Source organism: Nocardioides ginkgobilobae (genome assembly GCF_054781275.1).
Map to the genome: position 1 here is coordinate 15,004 of NZ_BAAGUS010000018.1, position 20,514 is coordinate 35,517.

24 protein-coding genes and 1 tRNA gene are annotated in these 20,514 nt (G+C 74.2%); 10 read left to right on the forward strand and 15 right to left on the reverse strand.

What is annotated here, in order from left to right; all coding sequences use genetic code 11:
• Nucleotides 1-73: 73 nt before the first annotated feature.
• From ACYVID_RS15260 to ACYVID_RS15270, 3 genes are all read left to right on the forward strand, one after another.
• On the forward strand, nt 74-1,276 hold the full coding sequence (locus ACYVID_RS15260) for a pyridoxal phosphate-dependent aminotransferase (RefSeq protein ID WP_460738459.1): 1,203 nt from the start codon (nt 74-76) through the stop codon (nt 1,274-1,276).
• Nucleotides 1,277-1,514: 238 nt separating this feature from the next.
• Nucleotides 1,515-1,925, forward strand: coding sequence for a hypothetical protein (locus ACYVID_RS15265; protein WP_460738461.1), 411 nt, complete (start codon nt 1,515-1,517; stop codon nt 1,923-1,925).
• Nucleotides 1,922-3,169, forward strand: a complete 1,248-nt coding sequence (locus tag ACYVID_RS15270; RefSeq protein ID WP_460738463.1) for an alpha/beta hydrolase family protein — start codon at nt 1,922-1,924, stop codon at nt 3,167-3,169. The genes ACYVID_RS15265 and ACYVID_RS15270 overlap by 4 nt, the downstream gene beginning before the upstream one ends.
• Nucleotides 3,170-3,189: 20 nt before the next feature.
• On the opposite strand, the gene ACYVID_RS15275 is transcribed toward ACYVID_RS15270, so the two are convergent.
• The 3 genes from ACYVID_RS15275 to ACYVID_RS15285 form a co-directional block, all read right to left on the reverse strand.
• The gene (locus ACYVID_RS15275) at nt 3,190-4,455 is read right to left on the reverse strand and encodes a YncE family protein (RefSeq protein ID WP_460738465.1); all 1,266 of its coding nucleotides are present in this window, start codon (nt 4,453-4,455) and stop codon (nt 3,190-3,192) included.
• 110 nt (nt 4,456-4,565) lie between these two features.
• Nucleotides 4,566-6,014: a vWA domain-containing protein gene (locus ACYVID_RS15280; RefSeq protein WP_460738467.1), complete on the reverse strand. Its 1,449-nt coding sequence runs from the start codon at nt 6,012-6,014 to the stop codon at nt 4,566-4,568.
• 1 nt (nt 6,015) lies between these two features.
• A complete protein-coding gene (locus tag ACYVID_RS15285) occupies nt 6,016-6,891 on the reverse strand; it encodes an AAA family ATPase (RefSeq protein ID WP_460738469.1) in 876 nt (291 codons plus the stop codon).
• Nucleotides 6,892-6,992: 101 nt separating this feature from the next.
• On the opposite strand from ACYVID_RS15285, the gene ACYVID_RS15290 reads away from it, so the two are divergent.
• Nucleotides 6,993-7,400 (forward strand): hypothetical protein, encoded by a 408-nt coding sequence (locus ACYVID_RS15290; protein ID WP_460738471.1) that lies wholly within the window; start codon nt 6,993-6,995, stop codon nt 7,398-7,400.
• Nucleotides 7,401-7,599: 199 nt separating this feature from the next.
• Here the strand turns inward: ACYVID_RS15290 and ACYVID_RS15295 are convergent, their stop codons facing one another.
• Both ACYVID_RS15295 and ACYVID_RS15300 read right to left on the reverse strand, forming a co-directional pair.
• Nucleotides 7,600-8,394: a crotonase/enoyl-CoA hydratase family protein gene (locus ACYVID_RS15295; protein WP_460738472.1), complete on the reverse strand. Its 795-nt coding sequence runs from the start codon at nt 8,392-8,394 to the stop codon at nt 7,600-7,602.
• 64 nt (nt 8,395-8,458) lie between these two features.
• A complete protein-coding gene (locus ACYVID_RS15300; RefSeq protein WP_460738474.1) occupies nt 8,459-8,971 on the reverse strand; it encodes a MarR family winged helix-turn-helix transcriptional regulator in 513 nt (170 codons plus the stop codon).
• Nucleotides 8,972-9,062: 91 nt separating this feature from the next.
• On the opposite strand from ACYVID_RS15300, the gene ACYVID_RS15305 reads away from it, so the two are divergent.
• The 3 genes from ACYVID_RS15305 to ACYVID_RS15315 are packed head-to-tail and all read left to right on the forward strand — an operon-like array spanning nt 9,063 to nt 11,046.
• Nucleotides 9,063-9,575 (forward strand): VOC family protein, encoded by a 513-nt coding sequence (locus ACYVID_RS15305; RefSeq protein ID WP_460738476.1) that lies wholly within the window; start codon nt 9,063-9,065, stop codon nt 9,573-9,575.
• A complete protein-coding gene (locus ACYVID_RS15310; RefSeq protein WP_460738478.1) occupies nt 9,572-10,279 on the forward strand; it encodes an alpha/beta hydrolase in 708 nt (235 codons plus the stop codon). Before ACYVID_RS15305 ends, ACYVID_RS15310 begins: the two co-directional genes overlap by 4 nt.
• Nucleotides 10,276-11,046 carry a 2-keto-4-pentenoate hydratase gene (locus tag ACYVID_RS15315; protein ID WP_460738480.1) on the forward strand — a complete coding sequence of 257 codons (771 nt, stop codon included), beginning with the start codon at nt 10,276-10,278 and terminating at the stop codon, nt 11,044-11,046. The genes ACYVID_RS15310 and ACYVID_RS15315 overlap by 4 nt, the downstream gene beginning before the upstream one ends.
• A gap of 43 nt (nt 11,047-11,089) precedes the next feature.
• Here the strand turns inward: ACYVID_RS15315 and ACYVID_RS15320 are convergent, their stop codons facing one another.
• Complete coding sequence (locus tag ACYVID_RS15320; protein WP_460738482.1) at nt 11,090-11,635, reverse strand: gamma carbonic anhydrase family protein; 546 nt, start codon at nt 11,633-11,635, stop codon at nt 11,090-11,092.
• A gap of 23 nt (nt 11,636-11,658) precedes the next feature.
• Entirely contained in the window at nt 11,659-11,880 is a 222-nt protein-coding gene (locus ACYVID_RS15325; RefSeq protein ID WP_460738484.1) for an alpha/beta fold hydrolase, read from the reverse strand.
• A 26-nt stretch (nt 11,881-11,906) separates the two neighbouring features.
• Between ACYVID_RS15325 and ACYVID_RS15330 the strand changes: the two genes are divergently transcribed.
• Nucleotides 11,907-12,485 (forward strand): DUF3556 domain-containing protein, encoded by a 579-nt coding sequence (locus ACYVID_RS15330; protein WP_460738486.1) that lies wholly within the window; start codon nt 11,907-11,909, stop codon nt 12,483-12,485.
• Nucleotides 12,482-13,915, forward strand: a complete 1,434-nt coding sequence (locus tag ACYVID_RS15335) for a phytoene desaturase family protein (protein ID WP_460738488.1) — start codon at nt 12,482-12,484, stop codon at nt 13,913-13,915. The genes ACYVID_RS15330 and ACYVID_RS15335 overlap by 4 nt, the downstream gene beginning before the upstream one ends.
• Before the next feature lie 69 nt (nt 13,916-13,984).
• Here ACYVID_RS15335 and ACYVID_RS15340 read toward each other — a convergent pair.
• From ACYVID_RS15340 to ACYVID_RS15350, 3 genes are all read right to left on the reverse strand, one after another.
• Nucleotides 13,985-14,074, reverse strand: a tRNA-Ser gene (locus ACYVID_RS15340).
• Nucleotides 14,075-14,112: 38 nt separating this feature from the next.
• A complete protein-coding gene (gene tadA / locus ACYVID_RS15345; protein WP_460738563.1) occupies nt 14,113-14,577 on the reverse strand; it encodes a tRNA adenosine(34) deaminase TadA in 465 nt (154 codons plus the stop codon).
• A gap of 51 nt (nt 14,578-14,628) precedes the next feature.
• Nucleotides 14,629-15,132, reverse strand: a complete 504-nt coding sequence (locus ACYVID_RS15350) for a tRNA adenosine deaminase-associated protein (RefSeq protein WP_460738490.1) — start codon at nt 15,130-15,132, stop codon at nt 14,629-14,631.
• A 178-nt stretch (nt 15,133-15,310) separates the two neighbouring features.
• On the opposite strand from ACYVID_RS15350, the gene upp reads away from it, so the two are divergent.
• Nucleotides 15,311-15,952: a uracil phosphoribosyltransferase gene (gene upp, locus ACYVID_RS15355; protein ID WP_460738492.1), complete on the forward strand. Its 642-nt coding sequence runs from the start codon at nt 15,311-15,313 to the stop codon at nt 15,950-15,952.
• A gap of 267 nt (nt 15,953-16,219) precedes the next feature.
• Here the strand turns inward: upp and ACYVID_RS15360 are convergent, their stop codons facing one another.
• From ACYVID_RS15360 to ACYVID_RS15380, 5 genes are all read right to left on the reverse strand, one after another.
• Nucleotides 16,220-17,614 (reverse strand): NAD(P)(+) transhydrogenase (Re/Si-specific) subunit beta, encoded by a 1,395-nt coding sequence (locus ACYVID_RS15360; RefSeq protein ID WP_460738494.1) that lies wholly within the window; start codon nt 17,612-17,614, stop codon nt 16,220-16,222.
• Entirely contained in the window at nt 17,611-17,940 is a 330-nt protein-coding gene (locus ACYVID_RS15365) for an NAD(P) transhydrogenase subunit alpha part 2 (protein WP_460738496.1), read from the reverse strand. The genes ACYVID_RS15360 and ACYVID_RS15365 overlap by 4 nt, the downstream gene beginning before the upstream one ends.
• A gap of 2 nt (nt 17,941-17,942) precedes the next feature.
• Nucleotides 17,943-19,085 (reverse strand): NAD(P) transhydrogenase subunit alpha, encoded by a 1,143-nt coding sequence (locus ACYVID_RS15370; protein ID WP_460738497.1) that lies wholly within the window; start codon nt 19,083-19,085, stop codon nt 17,943-17,945.
• 99 nt (nt 19,086-19,184) lie between these two features.
• Entirely contained in the window at nt 19,185-19,736 is a 552-nt protein-coding gene (thpR, locus tag ACYVID_RS15375) for an RNA 2',3'-cyclic phosphodiesterase (protein WP_460738499.1), read from the reverse strand.
• Nucleotides 19,736-20,485 (reverse strand): VIT1/CCC1 transporter family protein, encoded by a 750-nt coding sequence (locus ACYVID_RS15380; protein WP_460738501.1) that lies wholly within the window; start codon nt 20,483-20,485, stop codon nt 19,736-19,738. Before ACYVID_RS15380 ends, thpR begins: the two co-directional genes overlap by 1 nt.
• Nucleotides 20,486-20,514 lie beyond the last annotated feature (29 nt).

The window sequence follows — 20,514 nt, forward strand, 5'->3', positions numbered from 1 at the left end:
ACGCCCTCGCTGGCGCTCGGGCTGCTCGACCCACGGCGCCCAGACCGGCAGCGCACCCACCTAGGCTCGCCCCATGACCGCAGCGCCGCAGGACCCGGGCAGCCGCTGGAGGGTGGCGAGCCGGGCGAACGTCCCGCCCTTCCACGTGATGGACCTGCTGGAGGCGGCGACGAGGCGCCAGCGCAGCCACGGCGACCTGGTCAACATGGTGGCCGGGCAGCCGAGCACGGGGGCCCCGGCGCCGGTGGCCGAGGAGGCGGTCCGGCTGCTGCGCAGCGGCGACCCGCTGGGCTACACCCCCAGCGTCGGCATCCTGGAGCTGCGCGAGGCGATCGCGGCCCACCACCGGCGTACGCACGGGATCGAGGTGGACCCCGACGACGTCGTCACCACCACCGGGTCGAGCGGCGGCTTCCTGCTCGCCTTCCTCGCCGCCTTCGAGCCGGGCGACAAGGTGGCGATGGCCCGACCCGGCTACCCCTGCTACCGCAACGTGCTCACCGCGCTGGGCTGCGAGGTCGTCGAGATCGCGACCGGTCCCGAGACCCGGTTCCAGCCGAGCGTCGAGCAGGTGGCGGCGATCCCCGGCCTCCAGGGCCTGGTGGTGGCCAGCCCCGCCAACCCGACCGGCACGATGCTGCTGCCCGAGGAGCTCGCCGCGCTGGCGCGCTGGTGCGAGGAGCACGGTGTGCAGCTGATCTCCGACGAGATCTACCACGGCATCGAGTACGCCCCGCTCGACGGTGAGCCGCGGCTGGCGCGCTCGGCGTGGGAGACCAGCCGCGAGGCGATCGTCTTCGCCAGCTTCAGCAAGTACTTCTCGATGACCGGTTGGCGGATCGGCTGGATGCTGGTGCCGCCCCGGCTGCGCCGGGCCGTCGACGTGCTCACCGGCAACTTCACGATCTGCCCGCCGGTCCTCGCCCAGCGGGCGTGCCTCGCGGCGTTCACGGACGACTCCTACGCCGAGCTCGACGGGCACGTCGCGCGGTACGCCGGCAACCGGCGCCTCCTGCTGGACGGGCTGTCCTCCCTGGGCATCACGCGGCTCGCGCCGGCGGACGGCGCGTTCTACGCCTACGCCGACGTCGGCCACCTCACCGACGACTCGATGGCCCTCGCCCACGACCTGCTGGCCCGCACCGGCGTCGCCGTCGCCCCGGGCATCGACTTCGACACCGTCGACGGCGGCCGGTCGATCCGGTTCAGCTTCGCCGGACCGACCTCGGACGTCGAGGTCGGCCTGGAGCGGCTGGCCGGCTACCTGGGGATGTGAGTCCAGGGACTCGACGCGGTCGCGGCGCACTGCGGCGCCGGGCGGCCCCCGGACTGGTCCGGCGCTGACGTCGGTCCCGGGCGGGGCCGACACTCGAGGTTGGGGCCGGGCCGCGCGCGGCCCGCCTGTCGTCCACCGACCCCTCCGGAGCGGCGCGGGCCACAGCCGGTCGTCGCGCGCCCCCACGCAGGCCGGGCGCCGAGCACCCTCGAGGCACCCCACCTCCTGGAGGCTGCAGATGTACGGCGATCCCGACGCGATCCGTGCGCTGGCGCGCACCCTGACCGAGCAGGGCGAGGAGGTGCGCGCGCAGGGCCGGCGGCTGGTCGCCGCGATCGCCGCCACCCGCTGGAGCGGCCGGGCCGCCGACGCGGCCCACGCGCTCGCCCGGGAGCGGCTGGACGACCTGGCCGTCTGCGCCGTCCGGCACGACGACGCCGCCGACGCCATGCACCGGCACGCTGCCGAGGTGGAGCACCGGCTGGCGGTGCTCGCCCGGGCCGAGGACGTGCTCGGCGGGCTCGTGGCCGGCGGCGTGGAACGGGTCCGGGAGCTGGTGCCCGACCTGCTCCCCGACCGGGGCTCCCCCGCCTGGCCCGACCTCGACCCGGGTGCCCTGGTGGCGGCCGTGACGCGGAGGCTGTCGTGAGCCGGTCCGACACGCCCGATGACGACGGGCTCGAGGTCTCCGGTGGCGTCGCCGGGGTCGCGGCGGTGCACCGCGAGCTGCTCGCACTGGCGTGGGAGTGCGACGAGGCGGCCGAGCGGATGCGTGGCTGGGCGGCCCGAGGGGCGGCCGTGCTGGTGGACCCCGACCTGCTCGCCTCCGGACTGCTCTCCCCCGTGACGCTCGCCGCTGCCGAGGCCCAGGTCCTGGCGGCCACGGCCGGACCGGACGGCGTGGGGGTGGAGTCCCTGGCCTGGGAGGTCGACGCCGCGGCGCTGCGCACGACCGCGGGCCTCCTCCTCGATGCCGACCGCCTCGCCGCCGCGGGCCTGGACCGGCTGCTGCTGCCGCTGGGCCCGGTCCTCGTGAGCGCCCCGGGATGGGTGCCGCCGGTGGCCGGGGCGCTGGCCCGGCTCTACCCCGACGGCAGCCCCGTCGTGCGACCGGTGCCCGGGGTGGCGGTGCCGGCCTCGCACACCGCCCCGCGCAGCGTCCGGGACCTCGTCGAGCACCTGCGCCAGCTCAGCGCCCTCAGCCCGCCCGACGCCCCCGCGCGCAACGGCACCGTCGAGTTGCAGACCCTCACCACCACCGACGGGGCGCGGCGGCACGTGCTGCTGCTGCCCGGCACCGACGACATGACGACCCTGCCGTGGACCCGTGACGGGGACGTGCGGGACATGGGCGCCAACCTCGCCCTGGTCGGGGGCGTCCCCGACGACGTCACCGACGGCGTGCTCGAGGCGTTGGTGGACGCCGGGGTCGGCGAGGAGCCGGTGCTCGTCGTCGGGCACAGCCAGGGCGGGATGGTGGCCGCCGCCCTGCTGGCCCGGGCCGACGAGCACGGGCTGTCGATCCGCCACGCGGTCACGCTCGGGTCCCCGACCGGCTGGCTCCCCGGGGTCCCCGCGGGGAGCCAGGTGCTTTCGCTGGAGCACCGGGGCGACGTCGTACCCCTGCTCGACGGGGGTGCCAACCCCGACAGCGTCGAGCAGGTGACGGTGACCTTCGGGCCGGTCGACGACGGCGGGGGACGGGGTGGGCTGGAGGCGCTGGCGGACCGGCACGGCTTCGCGGCGTACGCCGAAGGCGCCTCCCTCGTCGACGCCAGCGACCACCCGTCGGTGCGGGCCCAGGTCGCGGGGCTGCGCAGCGCTGGATTCCTCGACCCTGCGGACGGGACCGCCGTCAGCAGCCGGCTGCTCCAGGTGGTGCGGGAGCCGTGACGGCCTGTCGGCGGCCGCGTCTATCGGGAGAGGCCCGCCAGTGCCGAGCGCTCGATGAAGCCGTTGCGCACCCGCTGCGGGTGGTAGCCGACGTCGGTCGTCTTGACGATCTTCGCGGTGCGGTAGGAGATCTTCGAGACCGTGTCGGAGCCCGACCACGAGATGTAGCAGTGCTTGCCGTTCCAGCTCTGCGTCACCCAGTAGGGCTTGAGGCCGCCCTTGAGCAGCTTCGAGCGCTCCATGGACGGGTAGTCCACGACGGTGGCGTAGTCCGACATCGTCCCGGCCACGCAGATGTGCTTGCCGGTGGGGTCCATCGAGATGCCGTGGTGGGCGGAGTCGAGGAGGTAGAGCTCGCGCGGCGTGGTCGGGACCAGGTCCGGCAGCTCCTTCACCGCGGTGATCTCACCGCTCGCGCGGTCCATCACGACGAAGCCGTGGAAGAAGGAGAGCTGGAAGATGAACGTGTCGTCGTCGGGGGTGTGCGTGAGGGGGCGGACCGCGGTGGAGACGTCCTCGAGGCCGGCCTCGTCCAGGGCGGCGCGGAGGTCGTAGCGGCGCTGGACCTCGAAGGTGTCGGCGTCGACGAGCTGGAGCACGCGCTCGCCCTTGGTGGGGTCGAGGACGGCGTTGTCGAACGGGGTGTACACCAGCCCGATCGAGGCGTGCAGGATCGTCTCCCCGTCGTCGAGGTAGACCGACTCGTGCGGGGACCCCCCGGACGGGAAGCGACCCACCTCCTCGCCGGTCTCGACGTCGAGGGCGTGCACGACGTTGCCGGTGGAGGCCGAGACCACGACGGTCTCACCGTCGGGCGAGAGGGCCATGTGGTCGGAGCGGACCCCGTCGACGGCGAAGCGCCACACGATCTCGCCGGTGGCCAGCTCGATCGCGACGACGTCGGCGAACGAGGGCCGGGAGACGATGAGCAGCCGCCCGTCGTTGGAGGAGTACATGTCGTCGACGAGCTGGTCGTTGCCCTCGCCGATCAGCTCGCGGATGGCCAGGAAGTAGGCCAGGCGGTAGGGGTTGAGCTGGATCTCGGCCATCCGCTCCTCGCGGTCCGGCACGATGTCGATCCGGCCGACGCGACGGAACGAGCCCGGCAGGAGCACGTCGGCCGTGCCGTCCCAGTTGTTGCCGACGTACACCACCCGGCGCAGGTCGTCGGCGCGCGCGGGCGCCTCGTCAGCGCTGGCGACGGGGCCTGTGGCACCGGCCAGCAGCGGCACGGCGAGCACGAGACCGGCCAGCGACACGAGTGCGCGGCGGACGGGGTGCGACATCGGGACCTCCCAGGAACCTGAACAACCTTCAGGTACCCAACGACATGGGCGACTCTCCGTCACGACGTGTCTCGCCCGGTGGGCAGCGCGCGGGGCCGGTGGAGCGGGGCTCAGAGCGCGCGGTGCACGAACTCCCCGAGCTGGGTCAGGTTGCGGACCTCCACCATCGGCACCACCTCGCCGTAGCGGGAGGCCGCGGAGTCGCCGGTGTCCCAGTGTCGGCGGTGCTCGGGGTTGAGCCACCAGGCGTGCCGGCACTGTCCCGCGAGGTCGGCGAGCACGTCGATGTTGAGGTCGGAGTAGTTGGAGCGGGCGTCGCCCAGGACGAGCAGCGCGGTGCGCGGGCCGATCGCGTCGGCGTGCCGCTCGGCGAACGTGGTCAGGGCGCGGCCGTAGTTGGTGCGGCCCCACAGCGCGGCGTGGGCGGTGCTCGCGGCGAGGTCGGCCATCACGTCGACGACGTCGGCGCCGGGCTTGAAGTGGTGGGTGACCTCGTGGACGTGGTCGATGAAGGTGAAGGCGCGGACCTTGGTGAACTGGTCGCGCAGGGCGAAGACCAGCAGCAGGGTGAACTGCGCGAAGTTCGCGACCGAGCCGCTCACGTCGCAGAGCACGACCAGCTCGCTGCGGTGGGGCCGCTTCGGCTTGTGGTGGGTGGTGAGCGGCACGCCGCCGGTGGAGACCGAGGCGCGCACCGTGCGGCGGAAGTCGAGCGGGCCGCGCCGGTGGGCGTGGTGCTGCTGGGTCAGTCGGGTGGCGAGCCGGCGGGCCAGCGGCTGGATCTCGCGGCGCATCTCCTCCAGGTCGCTGCGCCGCATGGACAGGAAGTCGAGGCGGTCGATCGTGGGCCGCAGCGCCGCCTGGGCGACGTGGTCGGGCCCCTTCTCCTCGCCGATCCGACGGCGCGCGTCGGACTCCACGCTGCGGGTGAAGCCGCCGACCCGGCGGGCCGCGAGCCGGTCGGCCTCCTCCTCGCTCCGCCCGGCGGCCATCAGCCCGGCGACGATCTGCTCGACCAGCTCTCCGGGGGCCACGCGCTGGAGGGCGGTGTACGCCGACCAGCTGGACAGCCCCGGACCACGCCCGGGCATGGCGCCGAACCGCGCGACCATCTCCACGGCGAGCGCGTCCAGCGCCTCCTGGTCGCCGTCGACCAGCGCTGCCTCGAGCCGCTCGCGGAACTCCTGGAGGGCGGCCCCGTTGTCGCGCGCGGTCCGCGGCTCGCCGTCGACTGCCGCACCCTCGGCTCCCTCACCGCTCTCCGCCCCCTCGGCGGCGAGCGACTCCTCCAGCCGGCCGCCGGCGCCCTCACCGACCATCCGCGGGAAGTAGAGGTCGAAGAGCGCGTCGAAGGTCGGGCGCCACTGGTGCCGCTTGACGACGGCGGCGGCGTACCCCTCCTTGACCACGCGGCGGTCCGACCAGTCCAGCGCGGTCAGCACCGCGACCGCGTCGAGGTCCTCGGCCAGCGAGACCGGCAGGCCCGCCGCGCGGAGCGCCTCGAGGAAGGCGATGTGGCGGTCGAGGAGGCCGGAGTGCCGCGAGGTGTCGGGGCTCATGTCACGCGCGGGCCAGGCGCAGCTCCTTGACCGCGCGCTCGGTGTCGGAGACGTGCTTGAGCACCACGCCGAGCGTGGCGGAGACCGCAGCGTCGTCGAGGTCCTTGATCTCGAGCGCCAGCAGGGTGCGGGCCCAGTCGACCGACTCCGCGATCGAGGGGGCCTTCTTCAGCTCCAGCTCGCGGAGCCGGCCGATGAGGGTGACGAGCTGGGTCGCCACCGCCTCCTCGAGGTCGGGCACCTGGGAGAGGACGATCTCGCGCTCGCGCTCGGCGTCGGGGTACTCCAGGTGCAGGTAGAGGCAGCGGCGCTTGACCGCCTCGCTGAGCTCGCGGGTCGCGTTGGAGGTGAGCACGACGTACGGCCGGCGGACCGCCGCGACGGTGCCCATCTCGGGGATGGTGACCTGGAAGTCGCTGAGCACCTCCAGCAGCAGTCCCTCCACCTCGACGTCGGTCTTGTCGACCTCGTCGATGAGCAGCACGGTCGGCTCTTCGCGCCGGATCGCGGTGAGCAGCGGCCGGGTGAGCAGGAACTCGTCGGTGAAGATGTCGTCGTGGGTCTGGTCCCACTCCTGGCCCTGGCTGGACTGGATGCGCAGCAGCTGCTTCTTGTAGTTCCACTCGTAGAGCGCGCGCGCCTCGTCGAGCCCCTCGTAGCACTGCAGCCGCACCAGCTCGGCGCCCGTCGCGCGGGCCACGGCCTTGGCCAGCTCGGTCTTGCCGACCCCCGCGGGCCCCTCCAGCAGCAGCGGCTTCTCGAGCGCCCCGGCCAGGAAGGTCGTGGTGGCGGTGGCGGTGTCGGCGAGGTAGCCGGTGGCCGTCAGGCGCGCGGCGGCGTCGGCGGGTGAGGCGAACCAGGTCCCAGGAGGGGTCATGGCGCCATCCTCACCCATCGACGGACGACGGCCGGGCGCCGTCCGGGTGACACCGGTCCGTACCGGCGTAGCGCACCGGCCCCTCGCCTCGTTGTCCCACCGTGACCGACTCCCCCACCGGTCCGGTCGACGGTCCCCCCACCGCCCACCTGGCCCTCGCCCCACCACGGCTGCGCGCGCGGCGCCGGACCTGGCGGCGCCGGCACGTGCTCCGGACGCTCGACGTCGTGAAGGGCGCCGTGCTGGGCGCGGTCATCACCATCGGCGCGACGGCCCACGTGTCCGCCGAGCCCGCCACCCCGGCACCCCGGGTCGACACGGCCCTGGAGCAGCTGATGACCGACCACCGGTGCACCACCACCGGCTTCCCCGACGGCTCGGTGCCCGCCAGCACCCTGCTCCGCAACCGCGAGGGCCAGCTGCGCGTCGTCTCCTTCGAACGCGGCTGGGCCGCGTACCAGGGCGCCGCCCCCGGCGCGCTCGTCGCCGTCTGCCTCGACCCCCGCTGACCGCCGACCCGTCACTTTCGAACCCTCGAGACGTCAGTTTCGTACGCCGCCGCACACCCGGTCACGGGCATCGACGGCTCGGCGGTGCAGGACCGACGGCTCGGCGGTGCGAAACCGACGGCTCGGCGGTGCGAAACCGACGGCTCAGCGGTTCACAACCGACGGCTCGGCGGTTCACAACCGACGGGTCGGCGGTGGGTCAGGCGGGCTCGCCGTGGCGGCCGGCCCCGGAGGCGAAGCGCTGGGCGCCCTCGACAGCCTCGGTGAGGGAGACCAGCCCGTGCTCGTACTCCACGGCCAGGGCCTCGGCCTCGGTGAGGCCCTCGGAGTCGAGGAGGGAGAGCCGGTCGCGGCGCAGGCAGGTCTGCGGGAGGGCGGCGAGCTGGTGGGCGAGGGCCTCGGCCTCGACCCGCGCCTGCCCGACCGGGACGACGCGGTTGACCAGACCCATGCGCTCGGCCTCCCAGGCGTCGACGGGCCGTCCGGTCAGGACCAGGTCCATGGCCCGGCTCGCGCCGATGAGCCGGGGCAGCCTCACCGTGCCGCCGTCGATGAGCGGCACGCCCCAGCGGCGGCAGAAGACACCGAGCACCGCGTCGGCAGCCGCAACGCGCAGGTCGCACCAGGCGGCCAGCTCGAGGCCGCCGGCGACGGCGTACCCCTCGATGGCGGCGACGACCGGCTTCGACAGCCGCATCCGCGTGGGTCCCATCGGGCCGTCGGCGCCGGGCGGGTCGACCCGGTTGCCGTCAGGGGTGCCGACGGCCTTGAGGTCCGCCCCGGCGCAGAACGTGCCGCCGTCCCCCCACAGCACCGCCACGGCGACGGAGTCGTCGGCATCGACGTCGCGGAACGCCCGCGCCAGGGCCGCAGCGGTCGCGCCGTCGACGGCGTTGCGGGCGTGGGGACGGTGCAGGACGACGGTGGCGACCGGGCCGTCGCGCTCGACGCGGACCGCCGGCTCGCCGCTGCCCTCGGGGATGGGGGTGCTCACGGGCCACATCCTGCCGCCCCGGACGACCCACCGCAGCCGCCGACGGCGTACGACGGCAGGCGGGTCAGGACGGGTCGTACAGGTCGGTCATGCGGCCGTCGGGGTCGAGCCGGCGCAGCAGCGCCTCGGCGATCCCGGCGAGCTGCCCGACCTGCTCGGGCGTGAGCGCGTCGACCACGTGCTCGCGCACGGCCCGGACGTGCCCGGGCGCGGCGGCCACCACCGCGGCGAGCCCGGTGTCGGTGAGCCGGGCGTCGGTGGCGCGGCGGTCCTCGGGGCAGGGCGTGCGCTCGACGAGACCGCGCTCCTCGAGGCGGCGCACGACGTGCGAGAGCCGCGGCAGCGTGGCGTTGGTGCGCTGGGCGAGGGCGGTCATCCGCAGCGTGCGACCCGGCGCCTCGGAGAGCTGGGAGACGACCATGTAGTCGAAGTGGGTCATCGCGGCGTCGCGCCGCAGCTGGGCGTCGAGCGTGCCGGGGAGCAGCTCGAGGACCGCCACCAGCCGCAGCCAGGCCCGCATCTCCGACTCGTCGAGCCACCGCACGTCGTCCGGTGCCGCGTCCTCGCCCCCGCTCATGCGCTCATCCTTCCCCTGAATGGTTGCAGGAACAACTTTGTGGGTTAGCCTGTTAGTTGTAGGTACAAGCATCTACGAGAAAGGCCCACTCATGTCCGTCCAGGCCGTCCGCCTCAACCACGCCGTGCTCTACGTCTCCGACCTCGAGCGCAGCATCGCCTTCTACTCCGAGGTCCTCGGCATGGAGGTCGCGGCCCGTGAGCCGCGCGCCAACGCCGCGTTCCTCCGGCTCGTGCGCTCGGGCAACCACCACGACCTCGGCCTCTTCGGCATCGGTGCCCGCCCGCCGCGCCCCCGTGGCTCGATCGGGCTCTACCACCTCGCCTGGCAGGTCGACGCGATCGAGGACCTCGAGGCCGCGCGGATGCTGCTGGCCGAGCGCGACGCCTACACCGGTGAGTCGAGCCACGGCGCCACGAAGAGCATCTACGGCATCGATCCCGACGGCAACGAGCTGGAGGTCATGTGGATGCTGCCGCGCGCGGCCTGGGGCGAGTACGAGGACACCGCTCCCATCGAGCGGCTCGACCTGCCCGGCGAGATCCGTCGCTGGGGCGGCGTCGCCACCGGCTCGGAGCTGCGTCCGGTCGAGGCCACGCGGTGAGCCCTGCTCCGACCGACACCCACGGCACCCTGCCCGCGCCGGTCGTCGCGCGCGTGGGTGGGGGCCGGACCGACCGGCCGCTCGTGGTGCTGCTGCACGGCCGGGGTGCCGACGAGTCCTCGGTGGTCGCGCTCGGGGAGGCACTTGAGACGGCGCTGCCCGGCCGGGCGGAGTACGCCGCGGTCCGGGCGCCCCTGGCGGAGGGGGCCGGCTTCGCGTGGTTCGCCAACCGGGGCATCGGCCGGCCGCTCCCGGAGTCCCTGCGCAGCACGATGGACTGGTTCCGGACCTGGGCCGACCAAGCGGGTCGGCGCCCGGTGGTCCTCGTGGGGTTCAGCGGCGGTGCCGCCTTCGCCGGCGGCCTGGCGCTCGACGACCCCGCGCGGTGGGCCGGGCTGGCCGTGCTGCTCGGGACCCTCCCGTTCGACGCCGGGGTCCCGACCGACGCCGGTCGACTCGAGGGGCTGCCGGTCCTGGTGGCCCAGGGCGAGGAGGACCGGGTCATCCCGGCCGAGCTGCTGGCCCGCACGTGGGAGTACCTCCGCGGCACCTCCGGCGCCCGGACCACCAGCCACCGCGACGCCGGCGGCCACCTGCTGACAGCCGGCACCGTGCGGGCGCTGGTCGGCTGGCTGGACGAGGTGCTGGGCCAGGACGTGGACGGCTCCCGCGGCGCGACCTCCGCCGCGCCGGCGGGCTCGTGACCCCCCGCGAAGCAGCCGCGACGCTGCGTGCCGCGCGGGTGGAGGGTCGCACCCTGGAGCCGTTCACCGACGAGCACCCCGATCTCGACGAGGCCTGGGGGTACGCCGTCCAGCAGGTCGACCTCGCGGAGCGGCTGCGCGCCGGGGAGCGGAGGGTCGGAGCCAAGCTCGGTCTGACCAGCGAGGCCAAGCAGCAGCGGATGGGAGTGCGACGCCCCGTGGTCGGGTTCCTCACCGACGCGATGCGGCTCCCCGAGGGTCGGCTCGACGTGGGTCGCTGGGTGCAGCCGCGGGTCGAGCCCGAGGTCGCGTTCCTGACCAGCCGCCGGATCGACCGGGCCCTCGGACCGACCGAGCTGCCGTCGTACGTCGCGGGCGTGGCGGTGGCCGCGGAGGTGCTGGACTCGCGGTGGACCGGCTACCGGTTCCGGCTGGCCGACGTGCTGGCCGACGCCACGAGCGCGGCCGGGTTCGTGCTCGGGAGCGGGGTGCACGACCTCGCGACGGTCGGCGACCTGGCCGCCCTGCGCGGGGAGGTCCGGGTCGACGGACAGGTGGTCGAGCGCGCGACCGGGGCGGCCGTGCTGGGCGACCCGTTGCGGGCGCTCGTCCTGCTGTCCGAGCACCTGGCCGCGCACGGGGAGGCGCTGCCCGCGGGGTCGTGGGTGCTGGCCGGGGCGCTCACCGACGCGGTGCCGCTGGTCGCGGGTCGCCGCTACGAGCTCGAGCTCGAGGCGCTGGGGACGATCCGGCTCGACGCGCGCTGAGCCCCCTCGCCGCCCCCTTGCCCCGACCTCGCCCGCGACCTGGTCAGGCGGGCGTGACCGGCCCGTCCACCATGCCGGCGCCGAGCCGGTGCCGCTCGCCGAGCTCGCGGTAGTAGCCGGCGTTGGTGTCGATCCACACCTGCGAGCTGGTGCCCTCCACCGGCTTGAGCGGCTTGCAGGGCGTGCCGGTGGCCACCATGCCCCCGGGCAGCTCGGTGCCGGGGGTGACGACCGACCCGGCGCCGACCAGCGTGCCGGGCCCGACGACCGAGCCGTCAAGCAGCGTGCTGCCGTTGCCGACCAGCGCCCGCTCGCCGACCTCGCGCCCGTGCACCACGCAGGAGTGGCCGACCGTGGCGTGGGGCCCGACGGTGAGCACCTCGCCGGGGGCGGCGTGCAGGACGGAGTTGTCCTGGATGTTCGACCCCTCCCGCACGACGATCGTGCAGATGTCGCCGCGCAGGACCGCGCCGTACCAGATGCTCGCGCCGGCCTCGACCGTCACGTCCCCGATCAGCGTGGCGGTCACGGCGACGAAGGCCTCGGGGTGCACGACGGGGCGCTTGCCCTCGAACTCGACGATGTTCACGGTCGGCATCCTGCCAAGCGGCCTCACGCCGACCCGGTCGTGGTCCGCGCGACGTCCGCACACAGGGCGGGGTCGTCGCTGAACGGCAGGTGCCCGCAGCCGGGCATGTCGACGTCCCGCGCCCCGGGGAGGACCTTCCTGGCCCGTCTGCTCTGGGCGCGGTGCCACAGCACCACGTCCCGGGTGCCCCACGCGATGGTCACCGGCACCGCGGCGAGGCCGCCGGGGTCGCGGGAGGACCGCACCAGGTCGTAGTCGCCGAAGCTGTCGCGTGCCGCCGCGAACGAGGGGGCGTCTGGAGGAGATCAAGTGCGTGGAGACGCAGGTGCACCAGCTCGAGCGCATGCTCGGCATGCCCTACGAGCACGACGACGCCGAGATGACGATGCAGAAGGTCAACGCCTGGCGGGCGGTGCACAGCCAGGGCCGCGGGCTCTACTCCGTCCTCTACGAGCACCTCGACGACCTCGAGGACCGGGTGGTCCGCGAGGGCGAGTTCATGTCCAACATCTTGCTGGGCTGGAACTTCGGCGACGGGCACCTCAACGACGAGCGCCTCGTCGCTGCGGTGCAGGCCCGGCTGGGTCTCGAGCCCGGCGACCTGGTCATGGTCTACTGCGAGTCCCAGGCCACCCCGTGGCGCCACGGCCGACCACAGGAGTACCGCGTGATCGATGCAGCACTCGGCACCGTGGAGCGAGGCACCTGGGACGTGCGCGACTGCGTCGCCACCCAGCCCTGGCTGCCCGACGGCCCGATCCCGCTGCAGGTCACCTGGACGGCTCCCGGCTTCGTACGCCGCCAGACGCTGACCCGCGGGTCGACGAGCGGCCAGGAGCAGCCCGCGTGACGAGCGCCGTGGTGGTCGGCAGCGGGCCCAACGGGCTCGCCGCCGCCATCCGCCTGGCCCAGGCCGGGCTGGAGGTGACCGTCCTGGAGGCGCACGAGCGCCCCGGGGGCGGCACCCGCACCGACGACCGGCTCACCGTCCCCGGGCTGGTGCACGACGTGTGCGCCGGCTTCCACCCGACCGGGGTGGCCTCGCCGTTCTTCGCCTCCCTCGACCTGGGCCGGCACGGCCTGCGCTGGCTGTGGCCGAAGATCGACCTGGCGCACCCGCTCGACGACGGTCGCGCCGCGCTCGCCGCCCGCGACATGGACCGCTCGGTCGCCAGCCTCGGTCGCGACGGCGCCCGGTGGCGACGGATCTTCGAGCCGATCGTGCGCCACTTCGACGACCTCGTCGCCGACGTGTTCCAACCGGTCGTGCACGTGCCGCAGCACCCCGTCACCCTGGGGCGCTTCGGCCTCAAGGCGGCGATGCCCGCGACCTGGCAGGCCGCCCGCTTCTCGGACGAGCCGGCCAAGGCGCTGCTCACCGGCGTGGCCGCGCACAAGTTCGGCACCCTGACCGGGCCGCTCGGCTCGTCCGTCGGCTTCCTGCTGACCGGCGCCGCGCACGCCGTCGGGTGGCCGGTGGCCGAGGGCGGCACCGAGTCGATCACCCGGGCCCTGCTGGCCAAGCTCGCCTCGCTCGGCGGGACGGTCCGCAGCGGAGTGCGCGTGCGGTCGCTGGACACCCTCGCCGAGCTCGCCGGGTTGGGCCGCCGACCCGAGGTCGTCGTCCTCGACACCGCACCCGCCGGGGCGCTGGAAATCGTCGGCGACGCCCTGCCCTCGCGCGTGCGGCGGGCCTTCGAGCGCTTCGACTACGGCCCGGCGGCGTACAAGGTCGACTACGCCGTCGACGGCGGCATCCCCTGGACCAACCCCGACTGCGCACTCGCGGGCACCCTGCACCTCGGCGGCTCCGCCCGCGAGATCGTCGCGGTCGAGGCGATGACCGCGCGCGGCCAGATGCCCGACCGTCCCTTCGTGCTGCTCGGCCAGCAGGCGGTCGCCGACCCGGCGCGCGCGGTCGGGTCGGTCGTCCCGGTCTACGCCTACGCCCACGTCCCGCACGGGTACGCCGGCGACGCGACCGAGGCCGTCACCGCGCAGATCGAGCGCTTCGCCCCCGGGTTCCGCGAGCGGGTCGTCGCGACGAAGGTGTGGACCCCCGCGGACTGGGAGGCCTACAACCCCAACTACGTCGGTGGCGACATCTCCGCCGGCGCCAACACCTGGACCCAGATCGCGATGCGGCCGCGCCCGGCGCTGGACCCCTACTCCCTCGGTGTCCCCGGGGTCTACCTCTGCTCCTCGGCCAGCCCGCCGGGCGGCGGCGTGCACGGGATGGCCGGGTTCAACGCGGCCGAGTCGGCGCTGCGTCGGCTGTGATCGCGCGGCTGGAGCCAGCCTGGGACGACGAGAGCCCCGGACCATCCCGGCCCGGGGCTCTCGTGACGCTGGCGGTGGCGGTGGGATTTGAACCCACGGTGGGTTTGACCCCACACATCATTTCGAGTGATGCACCTTCGGCCGCTCGGACACGCCACCGCGGGTGAATGTACCGGAGCGGGTCGGAGCGGGAGAAATCAGTCGTCGCGCTGGGCAGCGAAGAAGTCGGCGAGCAGCGCGGCCGACTCCTCGGACAGCACTCCGGCGAGCACCTCGGGGCGGTGGTTGAGGCGGCGGTCGCGCACGACGTCCCAGAGGCTGCCGACCGCGCCGGCCTTCTCGTCGTACGCCGCGAACACGACGCGGTCGACCCGGCTGAGCACGGCCGCGCCGGCGCACATGGTGCACGGCTCGAGGGTGACCACGAGGGTGCAGCCGGTGAGCCGCCACTCCCCACGCGCGCGGGCGGCCTCACGGAGCGCGACGACCTCGGCGTGGCCGGTGGGGTCGGCCTCGGCCTCGCGGACGTTGCGCCCCCGCCCCACGACCTCGCCGGCCGCATCGACGACGACGGCCCCGATCGGGACGTCGCCGGTGGCGAGCGCTGCGCGCGCCTCGGCGAGGGCGGCCCGCATGGGGTCCGCCCAGTCCGCGTGCCTCAGTGCTCTGCCCTCACACCGGGCTCCTCACGACGGGCCCCCACGACCGGGTCCTCACGCGGGGGCCAGGCCCGCGACGTCGTCGAACTGCTCGCCGAACCCGATCAGCCGCGCCACGTCGGAGAGCACCTCGTCGGGGTAGGCGTCGGGGTCGTCGAGCAGCTCCTCGAGCGCGTCCTCGCTGACCCCGAGGTCGGCCAGCAGGCCGAGGTCGCCGGCCGGCTCGTCCTCGTCGCGCTCGTCGAGGTCGTCGGGGTCGATCTCGTCGAGGAGGTCGATCACGGTCTCGGCGAGGTCCCAGTCCTCGGCGGCGCTGGCGTCCGAGAGCAGCACCCTCGTCCGCTCCCCCTCGACCCGCACGATCACGAAGAAGTCCTCGTCGACCGAGACCAGCCCGATCGCCCCGGTGTCCCCGCCGAGGCGGCGCAGCGCGTCGGCCAGCAGCTCGACGTCCTCGCAGTGCTCGAGGGTCATCTCCTGCACGACCCAGCGTCCACCCTGGCGGTACGCCGCCACGGCGAGATCGACGTCGTCGAGCTGCGTGGTGGTCTCGTCCATGTGGTCTCCCTGGACCCGGTGCGGGCCTGCGGCCCACGTGGAGGTGGTGCGTGTGCAGGTGTGGCGCTGGCCCGGTGGAGCCGTCGTGCAGGCACCAGCGTGGCAGACGTCCCACCCACGGCCAACCCCCTTCGCCCGTGGGCACTCCCACAGGCGGCGGGGTCCTAGGCTGGGCGCCATGCGCACCCAGGTCGTGGACCACCCGCTCGTCACCCACAAGCTCACGACGCTGCGCGACGAGCGCACCGACTCCCCGACCTTCCGCGCGCTCACCGACGAGCTGGTCGCGCTGCTGGCCTACGAGGCCACCCGCGACGTCCGCGTCGAGCCGGTCGAGATCCGCACGCCGGTCGCGGCCGCCACCGGCGTACGCCTGGCCTCGCCGAAGCCGCTGGTCGTGCCGATCCTGCGCGCCGGGCTGGGCATGCTCGACGGCTTCATGCGGCTGCTGCCGACCGCCGAGGTGGGCTTCCTCGGGATGGTGCGCAACGAGGACACCCTCGAGGCCTCGACGTACGCCGAGCGGCTGCCCGACGACCTCTCCGGCCGCCAGTGCTACGTCCTGGACCCGATGCTCGCCACCGGCGGCACCCTCGCCGCGGCGATCCGCTTCCTCACCGACCGCGGCGCCGACCACATCACCGCGATCTGCCTGCTCGCCGCCCCCGAGGGCTGCGAGCGCCTCGCCGCCGACCTCGAGGGCCTCGAGGTCCCCGTCACCGTCGTCACCGCCGCCATGGACGAGCGGCTCAACGAGAAGGGCTACATCGTGCCCGGACTCGGCGACGCCGGCGACCGGTTGTACGGCGTCGCGGGCTGAGGGTGCGCTCGTGTGAGGTTCAGCGGGGCGCCGCTGCACCTTGCGGCGTACCCACGCAGCTGCATCGGGGGACCGTGAGCTTCAGCGGGGCGCCGCTGAACCTGAGGGCGGCGGTGCTCGTGTGAGGTTCAGCGGGGCACCGCTGCACCTTGCGGCGCACCCACGCAGCTGCATCGGGGGACAGTGAGCTTCAGCGGGGCGCCGCTGAACCTCACGCTCCGCCGCTGAACCTCACGCTCCGCCGCTGGACCTCACGGCGGAGAAGCCCTACAGCCCCTTCGCGGCCGCGAGCAGCTTGGTGAGCGACTCCTTGGCGTCCCCGAAGAGCAGGGTGGTGCGCGGGTCGAAGAGCAGCTCGTTCTCGATGCCGGCGAACCCGGGACGCATGGAGCGCTTGAGGAAGACGACCTGCTGGGCCTGGTCGACGTCGAGGATCGGCATGCCGTAGATCGGGGCCGAGGGCGTGGTGCGGGCGGCGGGGTTGACGACGTCGTTGGCGCCGACGACCAGCACGACGTCGGTGTGCTTGAACTCGCCGTTGATGTCGTCCATCTCGACCAGCTGCTCGTAGGGGACCTGGGCCTCGGCGAGCAGGACGTTCATGTGCCCGGGCATCCGGCCGGCGACGGGGTGGATCGCGTAGTCGACCCGGGTGCCGCGCGCCTGCAGCACCTCGACCAGCTCGCGCAGGGTGTGCTGGGCCTGGGCGACGGCCAGGCCGTAGCCGGGGACGATGATGACGCGGTCGGCGTACCCCAGCAGGATCGCGACGTCCTCGGGGCCGGCCGAGCGGACCGGGCGGTCGGAGGCCTCGCCGGCGCCGAGGGTGGAGCCGCCGCGCAGCGCCCCGAAGAGGATGTTGGGCACCGAACGGCCCATCGCGCGCGCCATCAGCAGGGTCAGGAAGGTACCCGAGGCCCCGACCAGCGTGCCCGCGACCAGCAGCACCACGTTGGAGAGCACGTAGCCGCCGGCGGCGACGGTCAGCCCGGTGAAGGCGTTGAGCAGGGAGATGACGATCGGTACGTCCGCGCCGCCGACCGGCAGCACCAGCAGCACGCCGACGATCAGGCCGAGCACGGCCAGGCCGATGCCGATCCCGAGGGTCGCGTTCGTGACGGTGAGGACGCCCAGGGCCAGCGACGCCAGGATCGCGGCACCGAAGACCAGCGGGAGCCCGGCGAAGACCACCGGACGCGAGGTCATGAGCTCCTGGAGCTTGGCGAACGTGATGACGGAGCCCGCGAAGGAGACCGACCCGACCAGGACGGTGAAGGCGGTCGCGGCGAGCACGAAGGACTCGACGTCGGCCGCGTCGGAGAGGTGCAGCAGCTCGTCGAGCTCCAGCAGCGCGACCAGGGCCGCGGCTCCACCGCCCACGCCGTTGAACAGCGCGACCATCTGCGGCATCTGGGTCATCTGCACCCGGCGCGCGCCGAGCGCGCCCACGAGGGAGCCGACCACGATCGCGCCGACGATGAGCGGCACGTGGTCGAGGTCGAGGTAGGTGAAGGGCAGCACCACCGCGACGACCGCGGCGGCCGCGCCGACGAGGTTGCCGGTGCGCGCGGTCCGCGGGCCCGCGAGGCCCTTGAGCGCGAGGATGAAGCCGACGGCGCAGAGCAGGTAGACCAGCTGCGCCCAGGTGGGGACGGCGCTCACCGGCCGGCCCCGCTTGTCCTCGGGGGGTCGACGGGGGGCGGAGCCCCCCGTCTGCGCACGAACATCTGCAGCATCCGGTCCGTCACCACGAAGCCGCCGACCAGGTTGACGGCGGCCAGCACGATCGCGACCAGTCCGACGACCAGCGCCACCGTCGACTCGGTCTGACCGGTGACGAGCACCGCACCGAGCAGGATGATCCCGTGGATCGCGTTGGCCCCGGACATCAGCGGGGTGTGCAGCGTCGAGGACACCTTCGAGATGACCTCCACGCCCACGAAGACGCTGAGCACGAAGATCGTCAGCCAGACCATGCCGTCGTCCACGACTACTCCTCCTCCACCGGTGTGCCGGGTCCCTCGAGCAGCAGCCGCGTGGGCTCGTGCCGCACGACGCCGGCATGGGTGACGCAGGCCCCGTCGAGGATCTCGTCGTCGAGGTCGAGGACCAGCTCTCCCTCGCGCGTCATGAGGGTCAGCAGGCTCAGCACGTTCTGCGCGTAGAGCCGCGAGGCCGGGCCCGGCATCTGCGCGGCGACGTTGCGCCCGCCCCACACCTGGGCCCGCCCGATCGCGACGATCTCACCCGCCACCGACCCCTCGACGTTGCCGCCGGAGTCGGCCGCCAGGTCCACCACGACCGACCCGGGGCTCATCGCCTCGACCATCTCCCGCGTGACCAGCACCGGGGCCGTGCGCCCCGGCACCGCGGCGGTGGTGATCAGGCCGTCGGCCGCCGCGACGTACGGCGCCAGCAGCTCCCTCTGGAGGGCCGCGCGCTCCTCGGACATCTCGCGCGCGTAGCCGCCGGCTCCCTCGAGGGTGGGCAGGTCGAGCTCGATCGCGTGCGCCCCCATGGAGCGGATCTCCTCCGCCGCGGCGGCACGCACGTCGTACGCCTTCACGACGGCCCCGAGGCGACGGGCGGTGGCGATGGCCTGGAGGCCGGCGACCCCGGCACCCAGGACGACGACCTGGGCGGGCGGCACCGTGCCGGCGGCGGTCATGTTGAGCGGGAAGAACCGGCGCAGCAGCCCGGCGCAGACGACCGCGCAGCGGTAGCCGCTGACCAGCGACTGCGACGACAGCGCGTCCATCGACTGGGCCCGCGAGATCCGCGGGACGAGCTCCATGGCGATCGCGGTGGTGCCGAGGTCGCGGTGGTCGCGGACCAGGTCGAGCTCGGCGGCGGTGGGCAGGAAGGAGACGGTGACCGCGCCGGCGCGGAGCCGGCGGAGGGTGTCACGGGACAGCGGCTGCACCGAGCAGACCAGGTCGGCCTCCGGGAACGGGTCGTCCTCGACGAGGGCCCCGGCAGCGGCGTACTCCTCGTCCTCGTGGAGGGCCCGGAGGCCGGCGCCGGTCTCGACCACGACCTCGTGCCCGAGCGCGGCCAGCTTCCCGACGAGCTCGGGGACCATCGCCACCCGGGTCTCGCCCTCGCGGGTCTCCCGCGCGACTGCGACTCGCATGTCCAGCAACCTAGCCCTCTCCCGGGTGGAGCGTGGGGTACGCGCCGGTCGGCCCTGCGAATGCCTGGGTGCCCGCGGGTCCGCAGGCCCGGTCCCGGCTCAGACCGCGATCTCCGCGAGCACCTCGTACCGTGGGCGGCGGCGGGGCCCCTCACCGAGGTGCGAGGCGAGGAGCGTGACGGTGTCGGCGGCCCACTCCGGTCCGGTGTAGGTGTCGAGGAGACGGACCCAGCGGGTGACCTCCTGCGGCGCCCCGATGCGGGCGAGGGTCACGTGGGGCCGGAACGGCTGGCCGTCGACGCGGGTGCCGGCGCGGGAGGCCGCGGCGCGGCAGCCCGCGGCGAGGCGGCCGAGCTCCTCGTCATCGCCGACGAGCCCCGCCCAGAGCACCTTCGCGGCGACCGCGTGCGGGAAGGCGCCGCCGCCTGCGATCCGCGCCGCCGTCGTACGCCGTCGCGCGGCCGCCGCAGCCAGCGCCTCGACCAGGTCGTCGACCCGGTGCTCGGCCACGTCGGCGTAGAAGGCCAGCGTCACGTGCCACTGCTCCGGCGCCGACCACCGGAAGGTGCCGGCCGCCCGGCGTGGCTCGAGGAAGTCCTCCAGGTCGTCCACCGCGTGCTGGGGCGGGACCAACGCCGCGAACGCCCTCATCAGGCGATGCCGGCTCCCAGCGCCGATCCCACCGCGAACGTGACGACCATGGCGAAGACGCCGCCGCCGACGTTGCGCAGCACCGCGCGTCCCGGCGGGCCGTAGCCCAGCCTGGCGCTGGCCCAGCCGGTGAGCGCGAGGGCCACGGCGACCGCGACCATCGTGACCGGGACGCGCAGGTCGGGGCCGAAGAGCACGATCGTCAGCAGGGGCAGCAGCGCGCCGAGGAAGAAGGAGATCATCGAGGCCCAGGCCGCGTGCCAGGCGTTGGTGACCTCGCCGGGGTCGATGCCCAGCTCCGCCTCGGCGTGCGCGGCCAGCGCGTCGTGGGCGGTGAGCTCGACGGCGACCTGCTGGGCCAGCGCGGACGAGAGGCCCTTGTCGACGTAGATCTGGGCGAGCTCGGCGAGCTCCTCCTCGGGCTCCTCGACCAGCTCGCGGCGCTCCTTGTCCAGCAGCGCCTTCTCGGAGTCGCTCTGGGTGCTGACCGAGACGTACTCACCGGCCGCCATGCTCAGCGCACCGGCCACCAGGGCGGCGGTGCCGGCGATGAGGATCGCCGAGCGGTCGGTCGTCGCGCCGGCGACACCGACCACCAAGCCGGCGGTCGACACGATCCCGTCGTTGGCGCCCAGCACCCCGGCACGCAGCCAGTTCAGGCGCGAGCGGATGCCGGTGTCGTGCGGCTCGTCGTCGTGCTGCTGCGGGTCGACGTCGGCGGGGTCGAACGAGATCGGCTCGGTGGTCACAGGACGATCCTGTCCCGTGACCACCGAGC